Source organism: Parageobacillus sp. NEAU-HV-2, assembly GCF_059115485.1.
The window spans coordinates 533109-554348 of sequence record NZ_JBXUJJ010000001.1 but is presented as its reverse complement, the minus strand read 5'-3'; the positions used below and the strand labels follow the sequence as shown (position 1 = coordinate 554348).

The 21240-nt window shown below is 47.1% G+C and carries 21 protein-coding genes; all 21 read right to left on the bottom strand.

From position 1 onward, the window contains the following. Window positions 1–19: 19 nt before the first annotated feature. Window positions 20–922, bottom strand: coding sequence for a tyrosine recombinase XerC (gene xerC / locus AC1WMD_RS03005; protein ID WP_043904104.1), 903 nt, complete (start codon window positions 920–922; stop codon window positions 20–22). 39 nt (window positions 923–961) lie between these two features. After that, window positions 962–2287: an FADH(2)-oxidizing methylenetetrahydrofolate--tRNA-(uracil(54)-C(5))-methyltransferase TrmFO gene (gene trmFO / locus AC1WMD_RS03000; RefSeq protein WP_186003917.1), complete on the bottom strand. Its 1326-nt coding sequence runs from the start codon at window positions 2285–2287 to the stop codon at window positions 962–964. A gap of 16 nt (window positions 2288–2303) precedes the next feature. After that, window positions 2304–4379, bottom strand: coding sequence for a type I DNA topoisomerase (gene topA / locus AC1WMD_RS02995; RefSeq protein ID WP_494255913.1), 2076 nt, complete (start codon window positions 4377–4379; stop codon window positions 2304–2306). A 102-nt stretch (window positions 4380–4481) separates the two neighbouring features. Next, window positions 4482–5363 carry a DNA-processing protein DprA gene (gene dprA, locus AC1WMD_RS02990; protein WP_043904102.1) on the bottom strand — a complete coding sequence of 294 codons (882 nt, stop codon included), beginning with the start codon at window positions 5361–5363 and terminating at the stop codon, window positions 4482–4484. A gap of 76 nt (window positions 5364–5439) precedes the next feature. Further along, window positions 5440–6342, bottom strand: coding sequence for a succinate--CoA ligase subunit alpha (gene sucD, locus AC1WMD_RS02985; protein WP_043904101.1), 903 nt, complete (start codon window positions 6340–6342; stop codon window positions 5440–5442). Window positions 6343–6359: 17 nt separating this feature from the next. Further along, a complete protein-coding gene (sucC, locus tag AC1WMD_RS02980; RefSeq protein ID WP_494255912.1) occupies window positions 6360–7520 on the bottom strand; it encodes an ADP-forming succinate--CoA ligase subunit beta in 1161 nt (386 codons plus the stop codon). Between the two features lie 141 nt (window positions 7521–7661). Then, window positions 7662–7934, bottom strand: coding sequence for an EscU/YscU/HrcU family type III secretion system export apparatus switch protein (locus AC1WMD_RS02975; protein ID WP_494255911.1), 273 nt, complete (start codon window positions 7932–7934; stop codon window positions 7662–7664). Beyond that, window positions 7931–9520, bottom strand: coding sequence for a hypothetical protein (locus AC1WMD_RS02970; protein WP_494255969.1), 1590 nt, complete (start codon window positions 9518–9520; stop codon window positions 7931–7933). Before AC1WMD_RS02970 ends, AC1WMD_RS02975 begins: the two co-directional genes overlap by 4 nt. 22 nt (window positions 9521–9542) lie before the next feature. Next, a complete protein-coding gene (rnhB, locus tag AC1WMD_RS02965) occupies window positions 9543–10325 on the bottom strand; it encodes a ribonuclease HII (RefSeq protein WP_494255910.1) in 783 nt (260 codons plus the stop codon). 76 nt (window positions 10326–10401) lie between these two features. Further along, window positions 10402–11259, bottom strand: coding sequence for a ribosome biogenesis GTPase YlqF (ylqF, locus tag AC1WMD_RS02960; protein ID WP_409994227.1), 858 nt, complete (start codon window positions 11257–11259; stop codon window positions 10402–10404). Between the two features lie 15 nt (window positions 11260–11274). Next, window positions 11275–11826: a signal peptidase I gene (lepB, locus tag AC1WMD_RS02955; protein WP_043904096.1), complete on the bottom strand. Its 552-nt coding sequence runs from the start codon at window positions 11824–11826 to the stop codon at window positions 11275–11277. 113 nt (window positions 11827–11939) lie between these two features. Next, on the bottom strand, window positions 11940–12290 hold the full coding sequence (rplS, locus tag AC1WMD_RS02950; protein ID WP_043904095.1) for a 50S ribosomal protein L19: 351 nt from the start codon (window positions 12288–12290) through the stop codon (window positions 11940–11942). Window positions 12291–12427: 137 nt separating this feature from the next. After that, window positions 12428–13162 carry a tRNA (guanosine(37)-N1)-methyltransferase TrmD gene (gene trmD / locus AC1WMD_RS02945; RefSeq protein WP_186003950.1) on the bottom strand — a complete coding sequence of 245 codons (735 nt, stop codon included), beginning with the start codon at window positions 13160–13162 and terminating at the stop codon, window positions 12428–12430. Then, window positions 13162–13680: a ribosome maturation factor RimM gene (gene rimM, locus AC1WMD_RS02940; RefSeq protein WP_043904093.1), complete on the bottom strand. Its 519-nt coding sequence runs from the start codon at window positions 13678–13680 to the stop codon at window positions 13162–13164. The genes trmD and rimM overlap by 1 nt, the downstream gene beginning before the upstream one ends. A gap of 15 nt (window positions 13681–13695) precedes the next feature. Then, the gene (locus AC1WMD_RS02935) at window positions 13696–14082 is read right to left on the bottom strand and encodes a YlqD family protein (RefSeq protein WP_043904092.1); all 387 of its coding nucleotides are present in this window, start codon (window positions 14080–14082) and stop codon (window positions 13696–13698) included. Window positions 14083–14131: 49 nt separating this feature from the next. Beyond that, entirely contained in the window at window positions 14132–14368 is a 237-nt protein-coding gene (locus AC1WMD_RS02930) for a KH domain-containing protein (protein WP_043904091.1), read from the bottom strand. A 14-nt stretch (window positions 14369–14382) separates the two neighbouring features. Then, the gene (rpsP, locus tag AC1WMD_RS02925; protein WP_043904090.1) at window positions 14383–14655 is read right to left on the bottom strand and encodes a 30S ribosomal protein S16; all 273 of its coding nucleotides are present in this window, start codon (window positions 14653–14655) and stop codon (window positions 14383–14385) included. Between the two features lie 94 nt (window positions 14656–14749). Continuing rightward, the gene (ffh, locus tag AC1WMD_RS02920; protein WP_043904089.1) at window positions 14750–16090 is read right to left on the bottom strand and encodes a signal recognition particle protein; all 1341 of its coding nucleotides are present in this window, start codon (window positions 16088–16090) and stop codon (window positions 14750–14752) included. 14 nt (window positions 16091–16104) lie between these two features. Further along, window positions 16105–16437: a putative DNA-binding protein gene (locus AC1WMD_RS02915; RefSeq protein WP_043904088.1), complete on the bottom strand. Its 333-nt coding sequence runs from the start codon at window positions 16435–16437 to the stop codon at window positions 16105–16107. A 165-nt stretch (window positions 16438–16602) separates the two neighbouring features. Further along, on the bottom strand, window positions 16603–17604 hold the full coding sequence (gene ftsY / locus AC1WMD_RS02910; protein WP_043904087.1) for a signal recognition particle-docking protein FtsY: 1002 nt from the start codon (window positions 17602–17604) through the stop codon (window positions 16603–16605). Window positions 17605–17624: 20 nt separating this feature from the next. Then, entirely contained in the window at window positions 17625–21188 is a 3564-nt protein-coding gene (gene smc / locus AC1WMD_RS02905) for a chromosome segregation protein SMC (protein WP_494255909.1), read from the bottom strand. Between the last annotated feature and the right edge of the window lie 52 nt (window positions 21189–21240).

Below are 21240 nucleotides of genomic sequence, written 5' to 3'. Positions count from 1 at the left end.
CTCCTTGCCGGCGGCAAAGTTATGCCCGCGGATGCGTATGTAAATAAATGTGGCGAAGTCTGTCTTTCGTGACATGGGTATACACTTGCGTCGATGAAAGGTGCGCATGTCCGAGCAATTCTTGAACGGTACGCATATCCGCTCCTTCATTTAATAAATGGGTCGCAAACGTATGCCTTAATACGTGCGGGCTAATATGTTGCGTAAGCGCCGCCTTTTTGACGATCTCATCCAAAATATAACGTGCCCCCCGAGGTGTCAACGGATTGCCGCGGGCGTTGACAAACAAATACGCATGATCGGTTTTCGCGTTTTCAAGAAGCTCTCGCCGCCCCTGGCGGATGTAGCGTTCTAACGCCTCTTTCGCAAAACGGCCGAACGGAACATAGCGTTGTTTACTTCCTTTGCCATGGATTAAAATCGTTGACACAGAAAAATCGATGTCGGAAAGCTGAATGTGACAACATTCACTAATGCGAACGCCGGTTGCGTAAAGAAGTTCGAGCAGCGCTTGGTTGCGCTGTCCGATCGCCGTATTTATATCATTGACACGAAAAAGGCATTCTAATTCCTGCGGATATAAAAAATTAGGAATTTTTTGTTCTTTTTTCGGCAGCGCTGCAAGCGCGAACGGATTTTCCTTCACTTTCCGCTCCCGTAGCAAAAACTTATAAAAACTGCGCAGGCTGGAAATTTTCCGCGAAATGGAGCGGCTTGACTGCTTTTGGTTATAGAGTTTCGTTAAATAAAGACGAACATCGCTATATGTTACTTCATGTAAATGCTCGATCCCCTGCTCATGCATAAATTCGAAAAACTGTTCGATATCTTGGCGGTAACACACAATAGTATATTGTGAATAATTTTTTTCGATTTGTAAATATTCTATGAACAATTGTAACGCAATTTTCGAATTTTCCATTTTTCACACCTCACAAGGGCTACTAAATAGTAACATATATTAGTAGCCCTTGCAATCATTTTTTACAAAATTCTGAATTGTGTCCAATGCGCGTTGTGCGTAACGTTCATTGCGCCGTTGCTTATCTTTGATCTTTTCCCCAAGCGGGGCAAATAAACCGAAATTGGCATTCATCGGCTGAAAATGCTTTGGATCTGCCGACGTAATATAATGGGCCATGCTGCCGATAGCCGTTTCCGGTGGAAAGACGACAAGCTCTTGCCCCAATACGAGCCGCGCCGCATTGATGCCGGCGACAAGTCCGGATGCCGCCGATTCGACATACCCTTCGACTCCGGTCATTTGCCCGGCGAAAAATAAATCGTCGCGTTCCTTATACTGATACGTCGGCCGCAATAATTTTGGGGAGTTGATAAACGTATTGCGGTGCATGACGCCATAGCGGACGATTTCCGCGTTTTCGAGCCCTGGAATCAGGCGGATTACTTCTTTTTGCGGCCCCCATTTCAAGTGAGTTTGGAAGCCGACGATATTATACAATGTGCCCGCCGCATTGTCCTGACGCAGCTGAACGACCGCGTATGGCCGCTTTCCTGTCCGCGGGTCTTCTAAGCCGACCGGTTTCATCGGACCAAAGAGAAGCGTCTGTTTTCCGCGCTGCGCCATCACTTCAATCGGCATGCATCCTTCAAAATAAATTTCTTTTTCAAATTCTTTTAACGGCACTGTTTCCGCCGAAATAAGCGCTTCGTAAAAGCGGTTGAACTCTTCCTCTGTCATCGGGCAGTTGATGTAGGCGGCTTCCCCTTTATCATAGCGTGATTTCACATACACTTTTTCCATATTAATGCTATCTTTTTCAATAATCGGAGCAGCGGCATCGTAAAAGTACAAATACTCTTCGCCCGTTAGCTCTTTAAGTCGCTCCGACAAAGCTTGCGACGTTAACGGTCCGGTGGCGATAATCGTCGGACCATTTGGAATGTCGGTCACTTCTTCGCGAATGACCGTTACGTTTGGATGGCCTTGCACAAGATTCGTGACGCGCTCGGCAAACTCGTGCCGGTCAACGGCCAAAGCGCTTCCCGCCGGAACAGCGCAGGCATCCGCCGCTTGGATAATGACGGAGTTCAGTCGGCGCATTTCTTCCTTCAATACGCCGACCGCGTTCGTCAACGAATTCGCGCGCAACGAGTTGCTGCAAACTAATTCGGCAAATTTATCGGTATGATGGGCAGGCGTTTGTTTCACCGGCCGCATTTCATAAAGACGGACATGGACGCCCCGGTTGGCAAGCTGCCATGCCGCCTCGCTGCCGGCCAGCCCTGCACCTACCACATTTACTGTTTTTTCGCTCACGATCATATTCCTCCTTATTCGCTTACGATTGCGGTTCTTCTCCGTAGTCGCATGCCGTGCATTGCACTTGCACGCCTTTTTTCAGTTTCTTTTCCACCAATAGTCCGCCACACTTCGGACACGGACGGGCGAGCGGCTTATCCCATGAAACGAAGTCGCATTGCGGAAAGCGGTCGCAGCCGTAAAAAATCCGCTTTTTCTTGCTGCTGCGCTCGACAATATTGCCTTCATGGCATTTCGGACATTTGACGCCAATTTCCTTGACGATCGGCTTTGTATTGCGGCATTCCGGAAAATTCGAGCAGGCGACAAACTTGCCGAAACGGCCCATTTTATATACCATTGGGCTTCCGCACACTTCGCAGTCGATTCCCGCCGGCTCATCTTTAATTTCGACTTCTTTCATTTCCTTTTCCGCGATTTGCAGCCGTTTTTCAAATTCGCGGTAAAATTCGTCGACGACTTTGATCCATTCTACTTTGCCTTCTTCAATTTCATCCAAATTTTTCTCCATCTTTGCCGTAAACTCAACATCAATAATTTCCGGGAAAAACTCTAACATAAGCTCGTGCACGATTTCTCCGAGTTCAGTCGGAACAAAGCGCTTATTTTCCAGAACGACGTAGTTTCGCTTTTGAATCGTATCGAGCGTCGGCGCGTACGTAGACGGCCGGCCGATGCCAAGCTCTTCTAGCGTCTTGACAAGCCTTGCTTCCGTATAGCGCGGCGGCGGCTGAGTAAAATGCTGCTTCGGCTCAATCGTGTTGCTGACTACAGTCTCCCCTTCCTGCAAATCGGGAAGAAGCCGGTCTTGTTCCTCTGTCTGATCGTCCGTTCCTTCTACATATACTTTCATAAATCCCGGAAATTTGACTTTGGAACCGCTGGCGCGAAAGACAACCCCGGCGTTTTCGAGCTCGACGCTCATCGTATCCAATACAGCAGCTGCCATTTGACTGGCGATAAAACGTTCCCAAATCAGCTTGTACAGTCGAAACTGGTCACGCGTTAAATACGGTTTTACCTTTTCCGGATCGCGAAACGCAGATGTCGGGCGGATCGCTTCATGGGCGTCCTGCGCATTCGCGCTTTTCTTTTCTTTTCGTTTTTCTTGTGTGACAAATTCTTTGCCAAATGCTGATTCAATATAAGCTATTGCTTCCTGTTGAGCGCTTTCGGAAATTCTTGTCGAGTCCGTACGCATGTATGTAATCAACCCGACCGTTCCTTCGCTGCCAAGGTCGATTCCCTCATACAGCTGCTGGGCGATCATCATCGTTTTCTTCGTGCGAAAATTCAATTTGCGCGCCGCTTCTTGCTGCAAGGAAGATGTAGTAAACGGCGGAACAGGGTTTCGCTTCCTCTCTTTCTTTGTCACCGTTGTCACAACAAAATGGTTGCCGTTCAGCCGCTCTAAAACAGAAGCAACATCCGCTTCTTTTTTCAAATCGCTCTTTTCCCCATCGACACCGTAAAAAGAAGCGATAAATGTTTCGTTTCCTTTCAAAAATTCCGCTTGAATCGTCCAATATTCTTCTGGCTGAAACTGTTTAATTTCTTTTTCGCGGTCGATAATAAGGCGCAAGGCAACAGACTGAACACGTCCTGCGCTTAATCCTTTCTTGACTTTTTTCCAAAGCAGCGGGCTGATGTTATACCCAACAAGGCGATCTAAAACGCGACGCGCCTGCTGTGCGTCGACAAGATTCATATTGATCGCGCGCGGATGCTGAAACGACTCTTTAATGGCATCCTTTGTAATTTCATGAAAGACAACGCGACAGTCGGAATGTATGTCAAGATCAAGCATGTTCGCTAAATGCCAGGCGATCGCTTCCCCTTCGCGGTCCGGGTCGGCGGCGAGAAACACTTTTTTCGCTTTTTTTGCCGCTGTTTTTAATTCTTTAATAATCTGGCCTTTTCCGCGAATCGTAATGTATTTTGGCTCATAGCCGTTATTTATATCAACGCCCATTTGGCTTTTTGGCAAATCTCGAACATGTCCCATCGAAGCTTTTACTTTATATTTTTTGCCTAGATATCGCTCAATCGTCTTCGCCTTCGCTGGCGATTCCACGATGACAAGGTAATCTGACATCAACCTTCCTCCCCTAAGAGGTAAATTTAAATCTTCATTATTATTAATGATTCTTATGATATTTGTCAAACGAGATATGAAAAAAATTGTTGTTGATTCGTCTCAAAGGTAAGGGAATTCCGCCGCTATATCGGCCGCACACTGAACTAATTTTGCTCCTTGCTGGATGAGCATGTTCGGTCCTTTCGCTTGCTCTAAAAAAATCGGCCCGGGTACGGCAAAAACTTCTCTCCCTTGCTCCAAGGCAAAGAGAGCGGTGATTAACGAGCCGCTTCTCGCTTTCGCTTGGACAACGACCGTTCCAAGCGATAGTCCGCTAATAATCCGGTTGCGTGATGGAAAATGCCATTTTTGCGGCCGAATATGCGGAGGATGCTCCGCTAAAACGAGATGTTCCTCCATTAATTGCTTTGCTAGTTTTTCATTTTGCCGCGGATATATATGATCCAATCCTCCGCCAATTACAGCGATCGTCTTTCCACCGCTTTCGACCGCCATTTCATGGGCCATCGTATCGATTCCTGCGGCCAGGCCGCTGACAATGACCCAACCATCAGCCGCCAACGGCGGAACTAATTGACGCAGCGATTCGGCCCCCTCTTTTGTCGGCCGCCTTGTGCCAACGATGCTAATCATTTTTAAATTAGACAAAAGCTTCGTATTTCCTTTTGCATACAGCACCCATGGTGGCTCGTATATATGTTTTAACAAAGGAGGATAGTCTAAGTCAAAAATAGTGATGATGTGAATATTTTTGTCCTTATATGTTTTTACCATACTTTCAATCTGAGGGGAATATAAATCTTGGAAAAAGGCGGTGCGCTGCTGCGGGGATAAAGACAGGTATGTTTGCAAAACATCAGGGGATAAGTCGAAGAGGGAGGAAAAGGTTGGATCTATGTCAAATAAACGGCGGATCGTTTTCCATCCCGCACCGCGGCAATGATGCAGATGAATGAGCCGTTCGCGAACAGAATCGTACATCTTATTCTCCTTTCTATCCATGTTTTATATAAAATATCGTCCCGCATGAAAAACAATGCGGGACGATGAATATTTATTAGTGGGTTTTGCATTTTTCGTAAAGTCCGCGTTCTTTTAAGACGGAAATTAGCGTTTCACCGATGACGGCCGGCGTTTCTGCCACTTTAATGCCGCATTCGTTCATTTTCTTAATTTTTTCCGCCGCTGTTCCTTTACCGCCGGAAATGATCGCACCGGCATGTCCCATCCGTTTTCCTGGAGGCGCTGTTTGACCGCCGATAAAGCCGACGACCGGTTTGGTCATGTTCGCTTTTACCCATTCTGCCGCTTCTTCTTCGGCCGTACCACCGATTTCGCCAATCATGATGACGGCATATGTTTCTTCATCTTCGTTAAACGCTTTTAACACGTCGATAAAGTTCGTGCCGTTGACCGGGTCGCCGCCGATGCCGACCGCTGTCGATTGGCCGATGCCTGCCTGCGTTAATTGATGAACCGCTTCGTACGTTAACGTGCCAGAGCGGGAAACGATGCCGACATGACCTTTTTTATGAATGTAGCCAGGCATGATGCCGATTTTGCATTCTTCCGGCGTGATGACGCCTGGGCAGTTAGGACCGATGAGGCGCGTTTTTTTGCCTTCCATGTAGCGTTTTACTTTTACCATATCCAAAACCGGAATGCCTTCGGTAATACAAACGACAAGGTCTAATTCCGCATCGACTGCTTCCATAATCGCGTCAGCGGCAAACGGGGCTGGAATATAAATAACAGACGCGTTGGCTCCTGTCGCCTTTACCGCTTCTTCAACTGTGTTAAATACAGGAACACCTTCAACTTCCATTCCACCTTTACCAGGCGAAGTGCCGCCGACAATTTTTGTTCCGTACTCAAGCATTTGTTTTGTGTGGAATAGCCCTTGCGAACCTGTAATCCCTTGAACGATGACTTTTGTGTCTTTGTTAACAAAAACGCTCACGTTTCTCCCTCACTTTCTTAACGTACTAGCTCGACAATTTTTTGTGCGCCGTCTGCCATCGAATCAGCAGCGGTAATGTTTAGACCTGATTCTTGCAAAATCTTTTTCCCCAGCTCGACGTTCGTTCCTTCGAGACGGACGACAAGCGGAAGATTGAGACCGACTTGTTTCGTTGCTTCAACAATGCCGCTGGCGATCACGTCGCATTTCATGATGCCGCCAAAAATATTGACAAAAATGCCTTTGACGTTCGGGTCAGAAAGAATGATTTTAAACGCTTCCGTTACTTTTTCCGCGGTCGCGCCGCCGCCGACATCCAAGAAGTTTGCTGGCTCGCCGCCGTAGTATTTGATAATGTCCATCGTCGCCATCGCCAAACCGGCACCGTTGACCATGCAGCCGATATTGCCGTCAAGCGCGATATAGTTTAAATCATATTTCGACGCTTCGACTTCTTTCGGATCTTCTTCATCTAAGTCGCGGTATTCTAAAATATCTTTATGGCGGAACAGTGCGTTCGAATCAAAGTTCAGTTTGGCATCCAACGCCATTACTTTGCCGTCGCCGGTGACAACAAGCGGGTTGATTTCGGCGATCGAGCAGTCTTTGTCAACAAACACTTGGTAAAGCCCCATCATAAATTTGACCGCCTGATTGACAAGCTCTTTTGGAATATTGATGTTAAACGCTAAACGGCGCGCTTGAAACACTTGCAACCCTACGGCCGGGTCGATATATTCTTTAAAAATTTTCTCCGGCGTTTTTGCCGCTACTTCTTCGATTTCGGTTCCGCCTTCTTCCGAACCCATTAAAACAACGCGGGAAGTTGCGCGGTCGACGACTAAGCCGATGTAATATTCTTTTTTAATGTCGCAGCCTTCTTCAATAAGCAAGCGCTTTACTTCTTTCCCTTCCGGACCTGTTTGATGGGTGACAAGCACTTTTCCTAACAGTTCGTTCGCATATGTACGAACTTCATCCAAGCTTTTCGCTACTTTTACCCCTCCGGCTTTTCCGCGTCCGCCGGCATGAATTTGCGCTTTAACGACGCAGACAGGAGTCCCTAATTCTTTTGCCGCTTCTACCGCTTCCTCAACAGTGAATGCTACGCGGCCGTTTGGCACGCTAACGCCGTAGCTTCTGAGGATTTCTTTTGCTTGATATTCATGAATATTCATGCGCCAACCTCCTATGTAAAAACTAAAAAAATTCTAGCGCTTTCATTTTATACTGACACTTTCTATATTGTCCACCTTTTCGACACAAAATTGAAAAATTTAAAAACAGCAAAATCTCCCAATCCCTTGCTGGAAGCAGGTTTATTCCTTTTTTGCCTGCCGGTCTAAACGATAAATAAAAGCAAACAATTCGGCAACAAGGGCATATAAATCTTCGGGAATCATTTCATTGACTTCCAATTCGCTTAATAATTGGACAAGGGACGGATCTTCCTGGATCGGAATGCCGTGCTGTTTGGCCGCGGCAATGATTGCTTCCGCGACGTATCCTTTTCCTTTCGCCACTACCACCGGTGCCTCGTGCACGTTCGCGTCATAGGAAAGAGCTACCGCCTGCTTTTTTTCGTTTTTCATATACGGTAATCCACCTCGCTATAGCGCTTGTCAAACGCGGCATCGATAGGCATCAGCGGCTTTTTTGCTGCCGGTGCTTCCACTTTTAAAGCCGACAGCGTATAGCCATGCGCGGCAAGCCGCTCTTTCAGCAGCGGTTGCAAGGCGTTTGCTAGCTCGGGCAAGCGCGGGTCAGGATTGAAAACAGAAACGTGAACGATCCGCTGCTGAACGCGCACGTCGACAACGGTTTCTTTTAAGTGATCAAGAAATAAGCAAAACACAATATGGCAGTAATTAGGATCGATTTTTCCATCTTTTTCTCTTTTTCCTTGCCAATAAATCGTGACATCCGTGTGCTGCTGGCCGAGCTGAAACGGAATTTGTACAAATAGATGCTGGATGGGCCCTTCGATGTCCGATAGCAACTGCTGGCCATTAATATGGTGCAGAAGCGTTTGCAGCTGTTCTTTTAATACCGGATCATTCACATCTTCTAACGCTTGCAAAAGAAGCGACTTTAATGATGAAAACGCCGCCTCATGGAAAGTGTTTGTTTTTAACGCGCGGCGAATTTTCGCTTCATCGCTAAACCCAAGCTTTAGCAACGATTGTTTTAGCAGATGAAACATCGATAACGCAATATCAGTGTCAGCCAACGCCGCAGAAAAAAGCCGCTGTTCCTCATCCGGAAGCAAACCGGCCTGATAAGAGACAAAAGCGGCTTGAAATCGTTCTAGAAACGCTTGTTCATCAAATGGAGCGAATAATAGCTGCAGTTGCTGCTTGACTTGCGCGAAATCTCTTTTTTCCATCGCCGCTTGCAGTTTGGCTAGCTCGTCTGCGGCAATTTCCGACACGGACACCACCCCCAGCCTGTTCAACAATTGCAACGCCGCGTTTGGCTCCTGCTGCTGTAGTGATTGCAGCAATTTGACAAGGCTTTCATAGGCGTGAGCCGGCGTGTGGAACATTTGCTGAATGTAGCGGCGCAGCGCCTCGACCGGCTCCGGCTGGTGCGGCGGCAGTGAAGCGAGGCGGCTTTCAACGTATTGCAACTGCTGAAAAAGCGGCGGATTCGTTTTTACCGCAAGCAGAGAAAAGAAAATGTCTTTTGTCAACGGGAGGCGCTGGGCCAACATATATCCCAAAACAGATAACCCCTCTTTTTTATGTTCGAGCGTCTCTACTAACGAAGCGATAGAAATCAGTTCTTCTTTCGTAATCGGTATTTTTTCCGCCAACGCAAAACGCAAAAGCGGATATAAATCTTTTGGCAGCTTCCATTTTTGCAGCAAATATTGCGCCGCTTCATCGTTTTGGATGGAAGACGGCAGATGGCTCTTCGACTGTTTGGCGATCGGTTTCCAATAAATTTCGCCATTTTCGTTCTTTACTTCAAACAAGTAAGAATCCCCAGCTTGTAACGAAGTTTGCAGGCGCGCGGCAACGAGCTGCTCGCCGACGCGTACAAGCGCTGTTTTTCCTTTCTGTGTCTCTTCTTGTATGCTTTCAATTTTTCCGACAATCACCTGTCCGTGGCGAAAACGGTGATAGGTGGCATCAGGGGCAGGAGAAACGGGTAAAGTTTTGTCGATGCGCTCCATCACTTTTCTGGACCCCCTCGCTTCATTTGTTCGCTTCTTCAAGCACCTCTTTTACCGGCGAAAATGATCGGCGATGCTCTTCAATGGCGCCGTACGCACGAATAGCTTCCAAATGCTGCCGCGTGCCATATCCCATATTTTTGTCAAATCCGTATTGCGGATAACGCTTTGCCAGCTGTTTCATAAAGTGGTCGCGCGTCACTTTGGCAATAATGGAGGCAGCAGCGATCGAAACACTGTTGGCATCACCTTTAATAATGCTTTGCTGCGGAGTCGGGACAGGAAGTGTCATCGCATCAATGAATAAATAGTGCGGCTGCGGAGAAAGCTGCTGTACCGCCTTGACCATCGCTTTCTTTGTCGCTTCATAAATGTTGATTTCATCGATTTCCGCTGCGGTGACAACGCCGATACCGATCGAAACAGCGCATGATTGAATCGCGTGAAACAGCGTTTCCCGCTTTGCTTCCGACAGCTTTTTTGAATCATTTAAGCCGGGAATATAGGCGTCTTTTGGCAAAATAACCGCCGCGGCCACGACCGGACCGGCAAGCGGCCCCCTTCCTGCTTCATCAATGCCGGCAATCCATTCGATTCCTTTCTCATACAATTGCCTCTCATAGCGGGTCATTTCTTCCCATTGCCTTTTTGCTTGTTCTTCCTGTTTTTTTTGTTTCCGCCAGCGTGCCACCAGTTGCTGCACGCTTTTCCGTTCATCTTGCACGATCGCTTCAAGCAACGGGTCATGTTCGTCATCGATTTGCCGCAACAGTGCCTGTATCTCTTTGACCGTATATTGCTCCATACTGCTTCCTCTCTCCTTTTCTATCATTTATATCGGCATCAATGCATAAAAAATAAAGCCCGGGTCAAGCGGGCTTTTATGCAGTTGGAGATTCGAAGCTAATTCTTCCTAGTTTTTCGGTGCGAATGTCATGAAGTACAATTTCCGCTACCTTGTCGTAATCAACCGCTCCGCCGCTCACGAGACAGCCGCGCCGCTTGCCGATCGCATCGAACAATGCCACCATTTCTTCAGGAATATCATCGAGCGAATATCGTTCCTTCAACCGTTCCGGATAATGTTCCTTCAAAAAGTTTAGCGCGTATACCGCCACATCCTGCAAATTTAAAATCGTATCTTTGATCGCACCGGTCGCAGCCAGTTTCAAGCCGACCTCTTCATCCTCAAATTTAGGCCATAAAATTCCCGGCGTATCCAAAAGCTCCATTTCCTTGCCGACTTTAATCCATTGCTGCGCTTTTGTCACTCCCGGCTTATCGCCCGTTTTCGCGATATTTTTGCCGGCAAGCCGATTGATAAGCGTTGATTTCCCCACATTGGGTATGCCGACGATCAACGCGCGCATCGGCCGCGGGTTTTTAATTCCTTTTGCCGCCATTTTCGCAAATTTGTCTTTCAACATTTCCTTTGCTGTCGATACAATTTGCCTAATTCCCGTGCCTGTTTGCGCATCGATCGCCAGCGCACGCAACTGCTGCCGTTCGAAATAGGCAATCCATTGCTCCGTCACCGTCTCATCAGCCATATCCGCTTTATTTAGTAAAACGATGCGCGGCTTGTTGCCGAGAATTTCATGAATCATCGGATTTCTCGATGACAGCGGAATACGGGCATCGAGCAATTCGAACACGATATCGATTAATTTTAATTTTTCTTGTACTTCCCGTTTCGCTTTCGCCATATGGCCGGGAAACCATTGAATCGTCATGTGCATCACCCATTTATCGCGTTATTTCACAATCCGTGCGTCAGACAGCGGCCAATAGACGATGCTGGCCTTGCCAACAATTTTGTCCATTGGGATAAACCCAATATGGCGGCTATCTTTGCTAAAACGGCGGTTATCGCCCATCACAAACAGATGGCCTTCCGGTACTGTCTTCCGGCCGGTAATTTCCTCTAAAGTAAACGGTTCGGTCAATGGACCATCGACCACTTGTTTTTTATATTCTTCTAGGTACGGTTCCTCGTACGGCTTTCCGTTTACATATAGCGTATCGTTTTTGTATTCAATATGGTCGCCGGGCAAGCCGATGACCCGCTTAATATAGTCTTTTCCCTCTTCGGCATGAAAAACAACAATGTCAAAACGATGAGGCGTACCGATTTTATAAGAGAGCTTATTGACAATCATACGGTCGTGATTGTGCAGGGTTGGCATCATTGACTGGCCGTCGACAATAATCGGCGCGAAAATAAAATAACGAATGCCTCCCGCCAGCAACACGGCAATCACGATTGCTTTCATCCATTCCTTCAATTCGCTTTTTTTCGTTTCCATTTTTCTCCCACCTAAACATCTTTTTTTATCTATTATGACATATATACATATGTGAAAAAAGGAGCTTGCCATCAAGCTCCTTTTCCGCAATGAAAACTAACCCGCTATGTCCATTATTGAACCGTTTTTTCTTTAATGCGTGCTGCTTTACCGCGAAGTTGACGCAAGTAGTACAATTTCGCACGGCGTACTTTACCGCGGCGAACAATTTCTAACTTCGCGATTTTCGGCGTATGCACTGGGAACGTGCGCTCTACGCCAACCCCGTAAGACACTTTGCGGACGGTAAATGTTTCGCTGATGCCAGCACCGCGGCGTTTAATTACTACGCCTTCAAACACTTGGATACGTTCACGGTTTCCTTCGACAACTTTCACGTGAACGCGCACCGTATCGCCAGGGCGGAAGTCTGGCAAATCAGTCCGCAATTGTTCTTTCGTGATTTCTTGGATTAAATGATGCATCATTTTCCACTCCTTCCAACAGATGTTCATGACAATGCTTATCCATCATTGCAGCGGAACATCGTTTTCCTGCCTTAAGCGAACTGCTTAAGTCACACAAGGAATATACTAACATAAACTCGCATCGTGTGCAATAGTTACCGTTTCTCTTTTTTCCACTGTTCAAGCCATCGTTTTTGTTTTTCCGTTAACGGATAGTTTTCCAATAAATCAGGGCGGCGCAAAAACGTACGCTTTAGCGATTGTTGCTCCCGCCATTCTTCGATCAGGCGATGATTGCCCGACAAAAGCACATCAGGGACTTTCATGCCGCGGAAATCAGCGGGACGCGTATACTGTGGGTACTCCAAAAGTCCTGAGCTGAACGAATCATGAACAGGGGAAGCTTCGTTGCCAAGCACACCGGGAAGCAAACGAACAACGCTGTCCACGATGACCATCGCTCCTAGTTCTCCGCCTGTTAATACGTAGTCTCCAATGGAAATTTCATCTGTCACTAAATATTCGCGAATGCGCTCATCATAGCCTTCATAATGGCCGCAAATGAGCACCAAATGCTCCTCTTTCGCCAGCTCTTCCGCCTTTTTTTGCGTATAGCGCTCACCTTGCGGGCAAAGCAAAATGATGCGCGGATGCGGGGAATCTTTTGTGACATGATGGACAGCGTCAAAAATCGGCTGCGGCTTTAATACCATTCCCGCTCCGCCGCCATACGGATAATCATCCACTGTTTTATGCTTGTTATCCGCGAAATCGCGAAAATTAATCACATTAAGCGAAACAGCCTTTTTCTCTTGTGCTTTTTTCAAAATCGACTCATTCAACACGCCTGTAAACATATTTGGAAATAACGTTAATATATCGATTCTCATCATTCGAGCAGCCCTTCCATCGGGCGAATGGTAATGGTTTTCGTTTCTACATCGACATTTTTCACAACGTCTTCTATATACGGAATAAGCACTTCTTTTCCGTTATTCCGTTTTACCACCCATACATCGTTGGCGCCCGGAGTTAAAATTTCTTTCACGATTCCGATCGTTTCTCCTTCTTCAGTAACGACCGTACTGCCGATAATTTCATGAAAATAATATTCTCCTTCATCCAGCTCGCCAAGCTGGCTTTCCGGCACCTTTAACATCGCTCCTTTAAACTTCTCGACAAGATTAATGTCGTCATATCCTTCAAAAGAAAGTAAATCAAACGATTTATGGACGCGGTGGCTTTTGACCGTCACCGCAATCGGCTCTTTGGATTGTTCGGTAAAAATATAAAGCGTATTTCCTTTTTTATAGCGCTGCTCTGGAAAATCGGTCCGTGAAATGACGCGCACTTCGCCGCGAATTCCATGCGTGTTGACAATTTTGCCGACGTTAAACCATCTTTCCATCTCATCCATCCCTTCTTAACGAATTTCTTTGACAATACCGTCTTCAATGATAATCGCACGTTTGGACATGACGCTTTCCCAATTGTCACCAACCTGTACGTCAACGAGCGCCTGCACTTCGCGCTCTTTTAATTCGCTTCCTAACGGTAGAATGTGTAATTGTTCAAGTTGAAAATCAAGAAGCTTGATCTTCTCCAGCCTCGCATCCATTTCTTTCGCAAAATACTGCTTTAGAAGGGAAGAGGAATATTTTCCGGTTTTTTCAAGACGTTTCTGTTCAAACCGCAATTGGTCACATTCGCGCATAAGCTGCTGTTTTTGCGCCATGAACGCTTTCGCGAGCGCCTGTTTGCTTTTTTCTGTGACGATTTGCCGCACTTCAATCGTTTGAATGATTTTCATAGCGTCACTCCTAACAAAAAGGATATAGAAAAAGGGAGAGGAAATGACCTCACCCTTTTTCTTTCACTTGCACGATCACTCTTTTTGGCTGCTTCGCCGAAGCAGCGTAAACGACCGTGCGGATGGCATGAATCGTGCGACCTTGTTTGCCAATCACTTTTCCGATATCTTCTTTGTGCACCGATAATTCATACGTGATGGACTGTTCATCTTCGCTGTTCGTCACTGATACCTCTTCCGGATGATCGACAAGCGCTTGAACGATCGTTTCAATTAATTGTTTCATGCGCATCCCAAACTTTATTTGCCGTATTTTAAGTTATGGAATTTCTCTAAAATTCCTTGTTTGGATAGAAGATTGCGGACCGTATCAGATGGTTTTGCGCCGTTTTGCAGCCATTTCAGTGCAAGCTCTTCATCAATTTTGATTTCTGCTGGTTCCGCAACCGGATTATACGTACCGATCGTTTCGATGAAACGGCCGTCGCGCGGAGAACGAGAGTCCGCAACTACGATACGGTAGAAAGGTTTTTTCTTTGCACCCATGCGTTTTAAACGAATTTTTACTGCCATGTTAATTTCGCACCTCCGTAAATAGTTCACACAAGATAGTATATTAACAATAATTGTGTAGTTTGTAAAGGGTTTTTTCTTAACACATCATTTCCTACATAAATGGGAATTTAAACCCTCTTTTCTTGCCTTTTGGCATATTGGTCATCATTTTCATCATCTTTTTCATTTCGTCAAACTGCTTTAACAGCCGGTTGACTTCCTGCACGGACGTGCCGCTTCCTTTGGCAATCCGCTTTTTCCGGCTGCCGTTAATAATTTCCGGATGCATTTTTTCTTCTTTCGTCATCGAGCGAATAATCGCCTCGACGCGGCTAATTTGTTTTTCATCGATCTGGATGTTGTTCAATCCTTTGATTTTATTGGCACCCGGCAGCATTTTTAAAATTTCATCAAGCGGCCCAAGCTTGCGCACTTGCCCGAGCTGCTCTAAAAAGTCATCGAGCGTAAATGTCGCCGTACGCATTTTTTGCTCGAGCTCTTTCGCTTTTTCTTCGTCAACGGCGGCTTGCGCTTTTTCAATGAGGGTCAATACATCGCCCATTCCTAAAATGCGCGAAGCCATGCGCTCCGGATGAAACGGCTCGAGCGCGTCTAACTTTTCGCCCATCCCGACGAATTTGATCGGTGTGTTCGTAACCGCCCGAATCGACAGCGCCGCCCCGCCGCGCGTGTCGCCGTCGAGCTTTGTTAAAATGACGCCGGTAATGCCGAGCTGTTCATGGAAGCTTTGCGCGACGTTTACCGCGTCTTGACCGGTCATCGCATCGACGACGAGGAAAATTTCATCCGGCTTTGCTGCTTCTTTCATCTGTTTTAACTCATCCATTAACGCCTCGTCAACATGAAGGCGGCCGGCGGTGTCAATGAGCACGTAATCGTAATGTTCTTCTTTTGCTTTTTCGAGCGCCTGTTTGGCGATTTCCACCGGACTGACCTGATCGCCTAAAGAGAAAACCGGCATATTGAGCTGTTTTCCGAGCGTTTCAAGCTGTTTAATTGCCGCCGGACGATAAATATCGGCCGCGACTAAAAGCGGCTTGCGATTGTACCGTTTTCGCAGCAAATTCGCTAATTTTCCCGTTGTCGTCGTCTTTCCGGCACCTTGCAACCCAACCATCATCACAACGGTCGGCGGACGGCTGGCGACGGCAATTTTGCTTTGTTCGCCGCCCATCAGCTCGGTCAGCTCTTCTTTGACAACTTTAATGACTTGCTGTCCTGGTGTCAGGCTTTTTAACACTTCCTGCCCGACTGCGCGTTCGCTGACCCGCTTGACAAAGTCTTTGACGACTTTAAAGTTTACGTCCGCTTCGAGAAGGGCAAGGCGAACTTCGCGCATCATTTCCTTAACATCCGCCTCCGTTACTTTTCCTTTGCCGCGGATTTTGTTCATCACGTTTTGCAAACGTTCCGATAACCCTTCAAACGGCATCTGTTTTCACCTCCTTATTCTAATTCCTCTAGTTGTTGAATAAGATCCAAAAGCGGCTGATCTTTCCCGTATTTTTGTAAAATATATTCTTTTAATTGATTCATAAGCTGCTTTCGTTTTTGAAACTTCTGAAAGAGCGCCAATTTTTGCTCGTATTCTTCTAGCATTGCTTCCGTTCTTTTGATATTATCATAAACAGCCTGGCGGCTGACTTCATACTGCTCTGCAATTTCGCCGAGGGAGTAATCATCTAAGTAGTAAAGCGACATATAGCTGCGCTGTTTTGGCGTCAGCAACGCCTGATAAAAATCATACAAATAATTCATTCGCGTCGTTTTTTCGAGCATGAAACTCCCTCCTCTCTTGTTAAGTGAAACACCTTTACAGATGATTAGTGTAGCTTTTTTTCTTATTTCTGTCAAGATTTTATCTTTACAAAAACAAGGCTGGCTAAAAAGGCGCCATCTCCGCCTTCAGCCAGCCTGTCGCATTTTTCGCCAATCTAAGCCGCCTTATTGCCCGCTTTTCTCCTCAAATAAATCGGCAAACAATCCATATACATATTTTTCTGGATCAAACGGCTGCAGATCATCCATTTTTTCGCCAAGGCCGACAAACTTCACCGGAATATGAAGCTCGTTGCGAATCGCCAGCACGATGCCGCCTTTTGCCGTGCCGTCAAGTTTCGTCAGCACGATGCCAGTGACGTTCGTTGCTTCTTTAAAAATTTTCGCCTGGCTCATGGCGTTTTGTCCGGTTGTCGCGTCAAGCACGAGCAATACTTCATGCGGCGCTCCCGGAACTTCCCGTTCAATGACACGTTTTACTTTTTCAAGTTCTTTCATTAAATTGACTTTGTTTTGCAAGCGTCCGGCCGTATCGCATAAAAGCACGTCCACCCCGCGCGCTTTCGCCGCCTGGATAGCGTCATAAACAACCGCTGCCGGGTCAGAGCCGGCCGATTGCTTAATCACTTCGGCGCCGACGCGCTCGCCCCAAACTTCGAGCTGTTCAATCGCACCGGCGCGGAACGTATCGCCGGCCGCGAGCATCACCGTTTTTCCTTCCGTTTTCAGCTTATGAGCAAGCTTGCCGATTGTCGTCGTTTTTCCGACGCCGTTCACTCCGACAAACAATATGACCGTCAAACCGTCTTTCTGGATATTTAACGCCGCTGACTTTCCATATTCTTCGTCATCGCCGCGATAAATCTCGACAAGCTTTTCGGAAATCACTTCTTGCATTTCTTGCGGGTTCTGTATATTGCGGCGCTTCACTTCCATTTTTAGCTCATCAATTAAATCCATGACCGTCGTCACACCGACATCGGCACTAATTAAAATTTCTTCCAGTTCCTCAAAAAACTCTTCATCAACTTTGCGATAACGGGCGATTAAGTCGTTGACGCGCCCTGCAAACGAATCACGCGTTTTCGAAAGCCCTTGCTTAAACTTTTCGGTAACCGAATCGGCTTGCTTTGTAATTTTTTCTTTTAGCTTTTTGAAAAAACTCATATCGACGCCATCCTTTCTTGTCATGACTTAACGAGTTGTTTCGAATCTTCCAAACGGACGGAAACGAGCTTCGACACGCCCGATTCTTGCATCGTCACCCCATACAGCACATCCGCCTCTTCCATCGTGCCTTTTCGATGGGTGATGACGATAAATTGCGTCTGGTTGCTGAACTGTTTTAAATATTGCGCATAGCGATACACGTTCGCCTCATCGAGCGCCGCTTCGACCTCGTCGAGCACGCAGAACGGCACCGGGCGCACTTTTAAAATGGAAAACAGCAAGGCGATGGCTGTCAGCGCCCGTTCCCCGCCGGAAAGCAGACTTAAATGCTGCAGCTTTTTCCCTGGCGGCTGTGCGACAATATCAATGCCGGTCTCAAGCAAATCATTTGGATCGGTCAGGCGCAAATCGGCATTGCCGCCGCCAAACAGCTGGCAGAAGACGTCGCCAAAATGGGCGCGAATTTGTTCAAACGTTGATAAAAACCGTTTTTTCATCTCTTGGTCCATCTCGTCGATCACTTGATGGAGCGTTTCTTTTGCCTGCTGCAAATCGGCTTTTTGTTCGCTTAAAAACTGATAGCGCTCCGATACCCGCTCATATTCATCAATCGCGCCTAAATTTACCGTGCCGAGCTCTTCGATCGCCAGCTTGATTAACTTAACTCGTTTGCGTGCTTCCTGGACATCGACTGTCAACGGATAGGCTGCTTTCGCCGCTTCGAACGAAAGGGTATATTCTTCGCGAAGGCGGGCTAATAAATTTTCGAGCTCGACATCGAGGCGGTTTAGCTTTACTTCCTCATCTTTCACGATGTCGGTGAGCTGTTTATGCTGCCGCTTCTTTTCCTTCCATTCCCGCTCTAAATGTTCTAGCTGTGCCTGGTACTGAAGTCGCTGTTCGCGGCGGCTTGCGATGAGATCGACCGTTTTTTGCTTATCCTCTAGCTTTTTGTTCCGCAATTCTTCTAATTCTTCTTCGCTAGAATGACTGGAATTCATCTCCTCTATTAAAACGGCAAGTTCTTGCTTGGCCGTCTGCAGCTGCTTTTTCGTATCGGCAAGCTCACTGGTAAGCTGCTCTACTTTTTCTTGCGCGTTTTTCAACCGCTGCTGCGTTTCGGCAAGGGCGATTTTTTGCTCGGTCATCGCCGTCTGCAACGCTTCTTTTGACGTTTGTTCCGTTTGCTTTTGCGTTTGCAGCTTATTGATTTCCTCATCCATTTCCCGCAGTTTCCCTTCAAGATGGTCAAGCTGCTCTCTGATGACGGCGAGCCGCTCTGTCATCTGTTTTGCTTCTTGTTCATCATTCGCTTTTTCATGGTCATAAAGGGCGAGGCGTTCGTTCATATTTTTTTCTTGCAATTGCAGTTCGCGCAATTCGCCTTTTACGTCCTGAAGCGCAAAACGCTGCTCTTCTATTTGCTCACGGAGCGCGGCCAAATTCGTTTCTTCCTGGTGAATTTGTTTCTTTTTCGCTTGCACAAACTGTTCGAGCTGCTCCGTTTTTTCCTCCATTTCGCGCAATTTCGCCGCAATCGTCTCCAGCTCGCGATTTCGGCTTAACAGCGAATTCGCCTTTTTCGCAACGCCGCCGCCAGTCATCGCGCCGCCGGGGCTGACGACATCGCCATCGAGCGTGACAAGGCGGTAGCGATAGTGAAGCAGGCGCGCCAATTCATTCGCTCCTTTTAAGTCGGTCGTAATGATGACGTTTCCAAGCAAGTTAGCGATGGCAGAATGGTAGATGTTTTCATAATGAATCAGCTCGCTGGCGATTCCGACAAATGCCGGATGGCTTTTCACCAAGGCAAGCTGTTCGGCCGGAACCGTTTTCGCCTGTATGACATTCATCGGCAAAAAAGTCGCACGGCCGTACGCATTCGTTTTTAAATAGTGAATGGCCTTGCGCGCCACTTCTTCATTTTCGACGACAATATGCTGCATCGCGCCGCCAAGCGCAATTTCGATCGCTGTTTCGTAGCGGTCGGGAACTTGGATCAGCTCCACCACTGCACCATGAACTCCCGGGAACTGCGCGCGCGCTTTTAACACTTCTTTTACCCCTTGGAAAAATCCCGCATAGTCTTGCTGCATTTCCTCAAGCAGTTCTTTTCTCGACTTTGTCTGCTGCAAATATTGGTACGCTTGGTACAGCATCGCTTCTTTCTTTTCCAAATCGGACTTCAGCACCGCCATTTCGTTTGTTTTTTGCCTTAGCAGCGCTTCCGCCTGCCCGAGTTCCTTCTCGAGCTGCATACGCTTTTCATCTAACGACGCATATTGTTGCCGCAGTTTTTTCCGTTCGTCCAAATATTTCCGGTTTGCTTCAGCAAGCGCCGCTTGTTTGGCCCGCAACTTTTCTAGCAGCGTTTGCAGATGGGCGCGCTCGTTTTTTAAGGCGGCTTGTTCATGGACTAATTCAATATAATCGCTTTTTAATTGTTCGATTTTTTCTTCAATATTCACATCATAGGCCGAAAGGGAAGCTTGTTTTTCCTTTAGTTCGGCCTGCAGCTTGGACGCTGCCGTTTGCAGCTCGGCAAGCTGCGTCTGTTCGCGGTTTAATGCTTGTTCGATGCGTTCCTTTTTCTCGGCAAGGGAGGCAATCGCCTCTTCGAGCTGTTTCTGGTATTGGGCCGCATTTTTCTTGCGCTCTTTTAACACTTCTTTCTTTCCTTCAAGTTTTTCTAATTCCTCGCTCGCGACAAGCAGCACTTGCTGCAGCCCGTCAATTGATTCATCGAGCGCGGTAATGTGGTCGCGGAGCTGTTCGATGTCCGCTTCCGCTTTTTGCAGCGTGCTAGAGAGCTCGATTTCTTCGTTTTGATGCTGCTCAAGCTGCTGTTTTAGCGATGTCCACTGCCCATAAAGCTGCTCAATATCATGCACCATCAGCGCGACTTCAAACCGTTCCAGCTCATCGCGTTTTTCCAAATAGTCTTTCGCGATCGACGCCTGCATTTTCAGCGGCTCAAGCTGCTGTTCAAGTTCGTGTAAAATGTCGCTGACGCGATGCAAGTTTTCCTGCGTTTCGGCAAGCTTTGTTTCTGCCTTTTTCTTGCGGATTTTATACTTTAGCACGCCGGCTGCCTCTTCGAAAATCGTGCGCCGTTCTTCCGGCTTGCTGCTTAAAATTTCTTCGACGCGGCCTTGGCCGATAATCGAAAACGCTTCTTTTCCAAGCCCGGAATCCATCAATAAATCGACAATATCTTTTAAACGGCAAGGCTGCTTATTAATAAAAAATTCGCTTTCTCCTGAACGATACACCCGGCGCGTAATGCTCACTTCTTGATAATCAAGCGGCAGAAACTGGTCTTCATTATCAAGAGTGATCGTCACTTCCGCAACATTAAGCGGTTTGCGCGAATCGCTGCCGGCAAAAATAATATCTTCCATCTTCGCCCCGCGCAATGATTTTGCGGACTGTTCGCCAAGCACCCAGCGGATCGCATCGGTAATGTTGCTTTTTCCGCTCCCGTTTGGACCGACAACCGCCGTCACTCCGGGAACAAATTCGATCGATACGCGATCGGCAAACGATTTAAATCCGATAATATCTAAACGTTTGAGGAACATCCATACCACGCCTCACAATCTTTCCTATGTTGTGCGATACATAGCCGCAAAA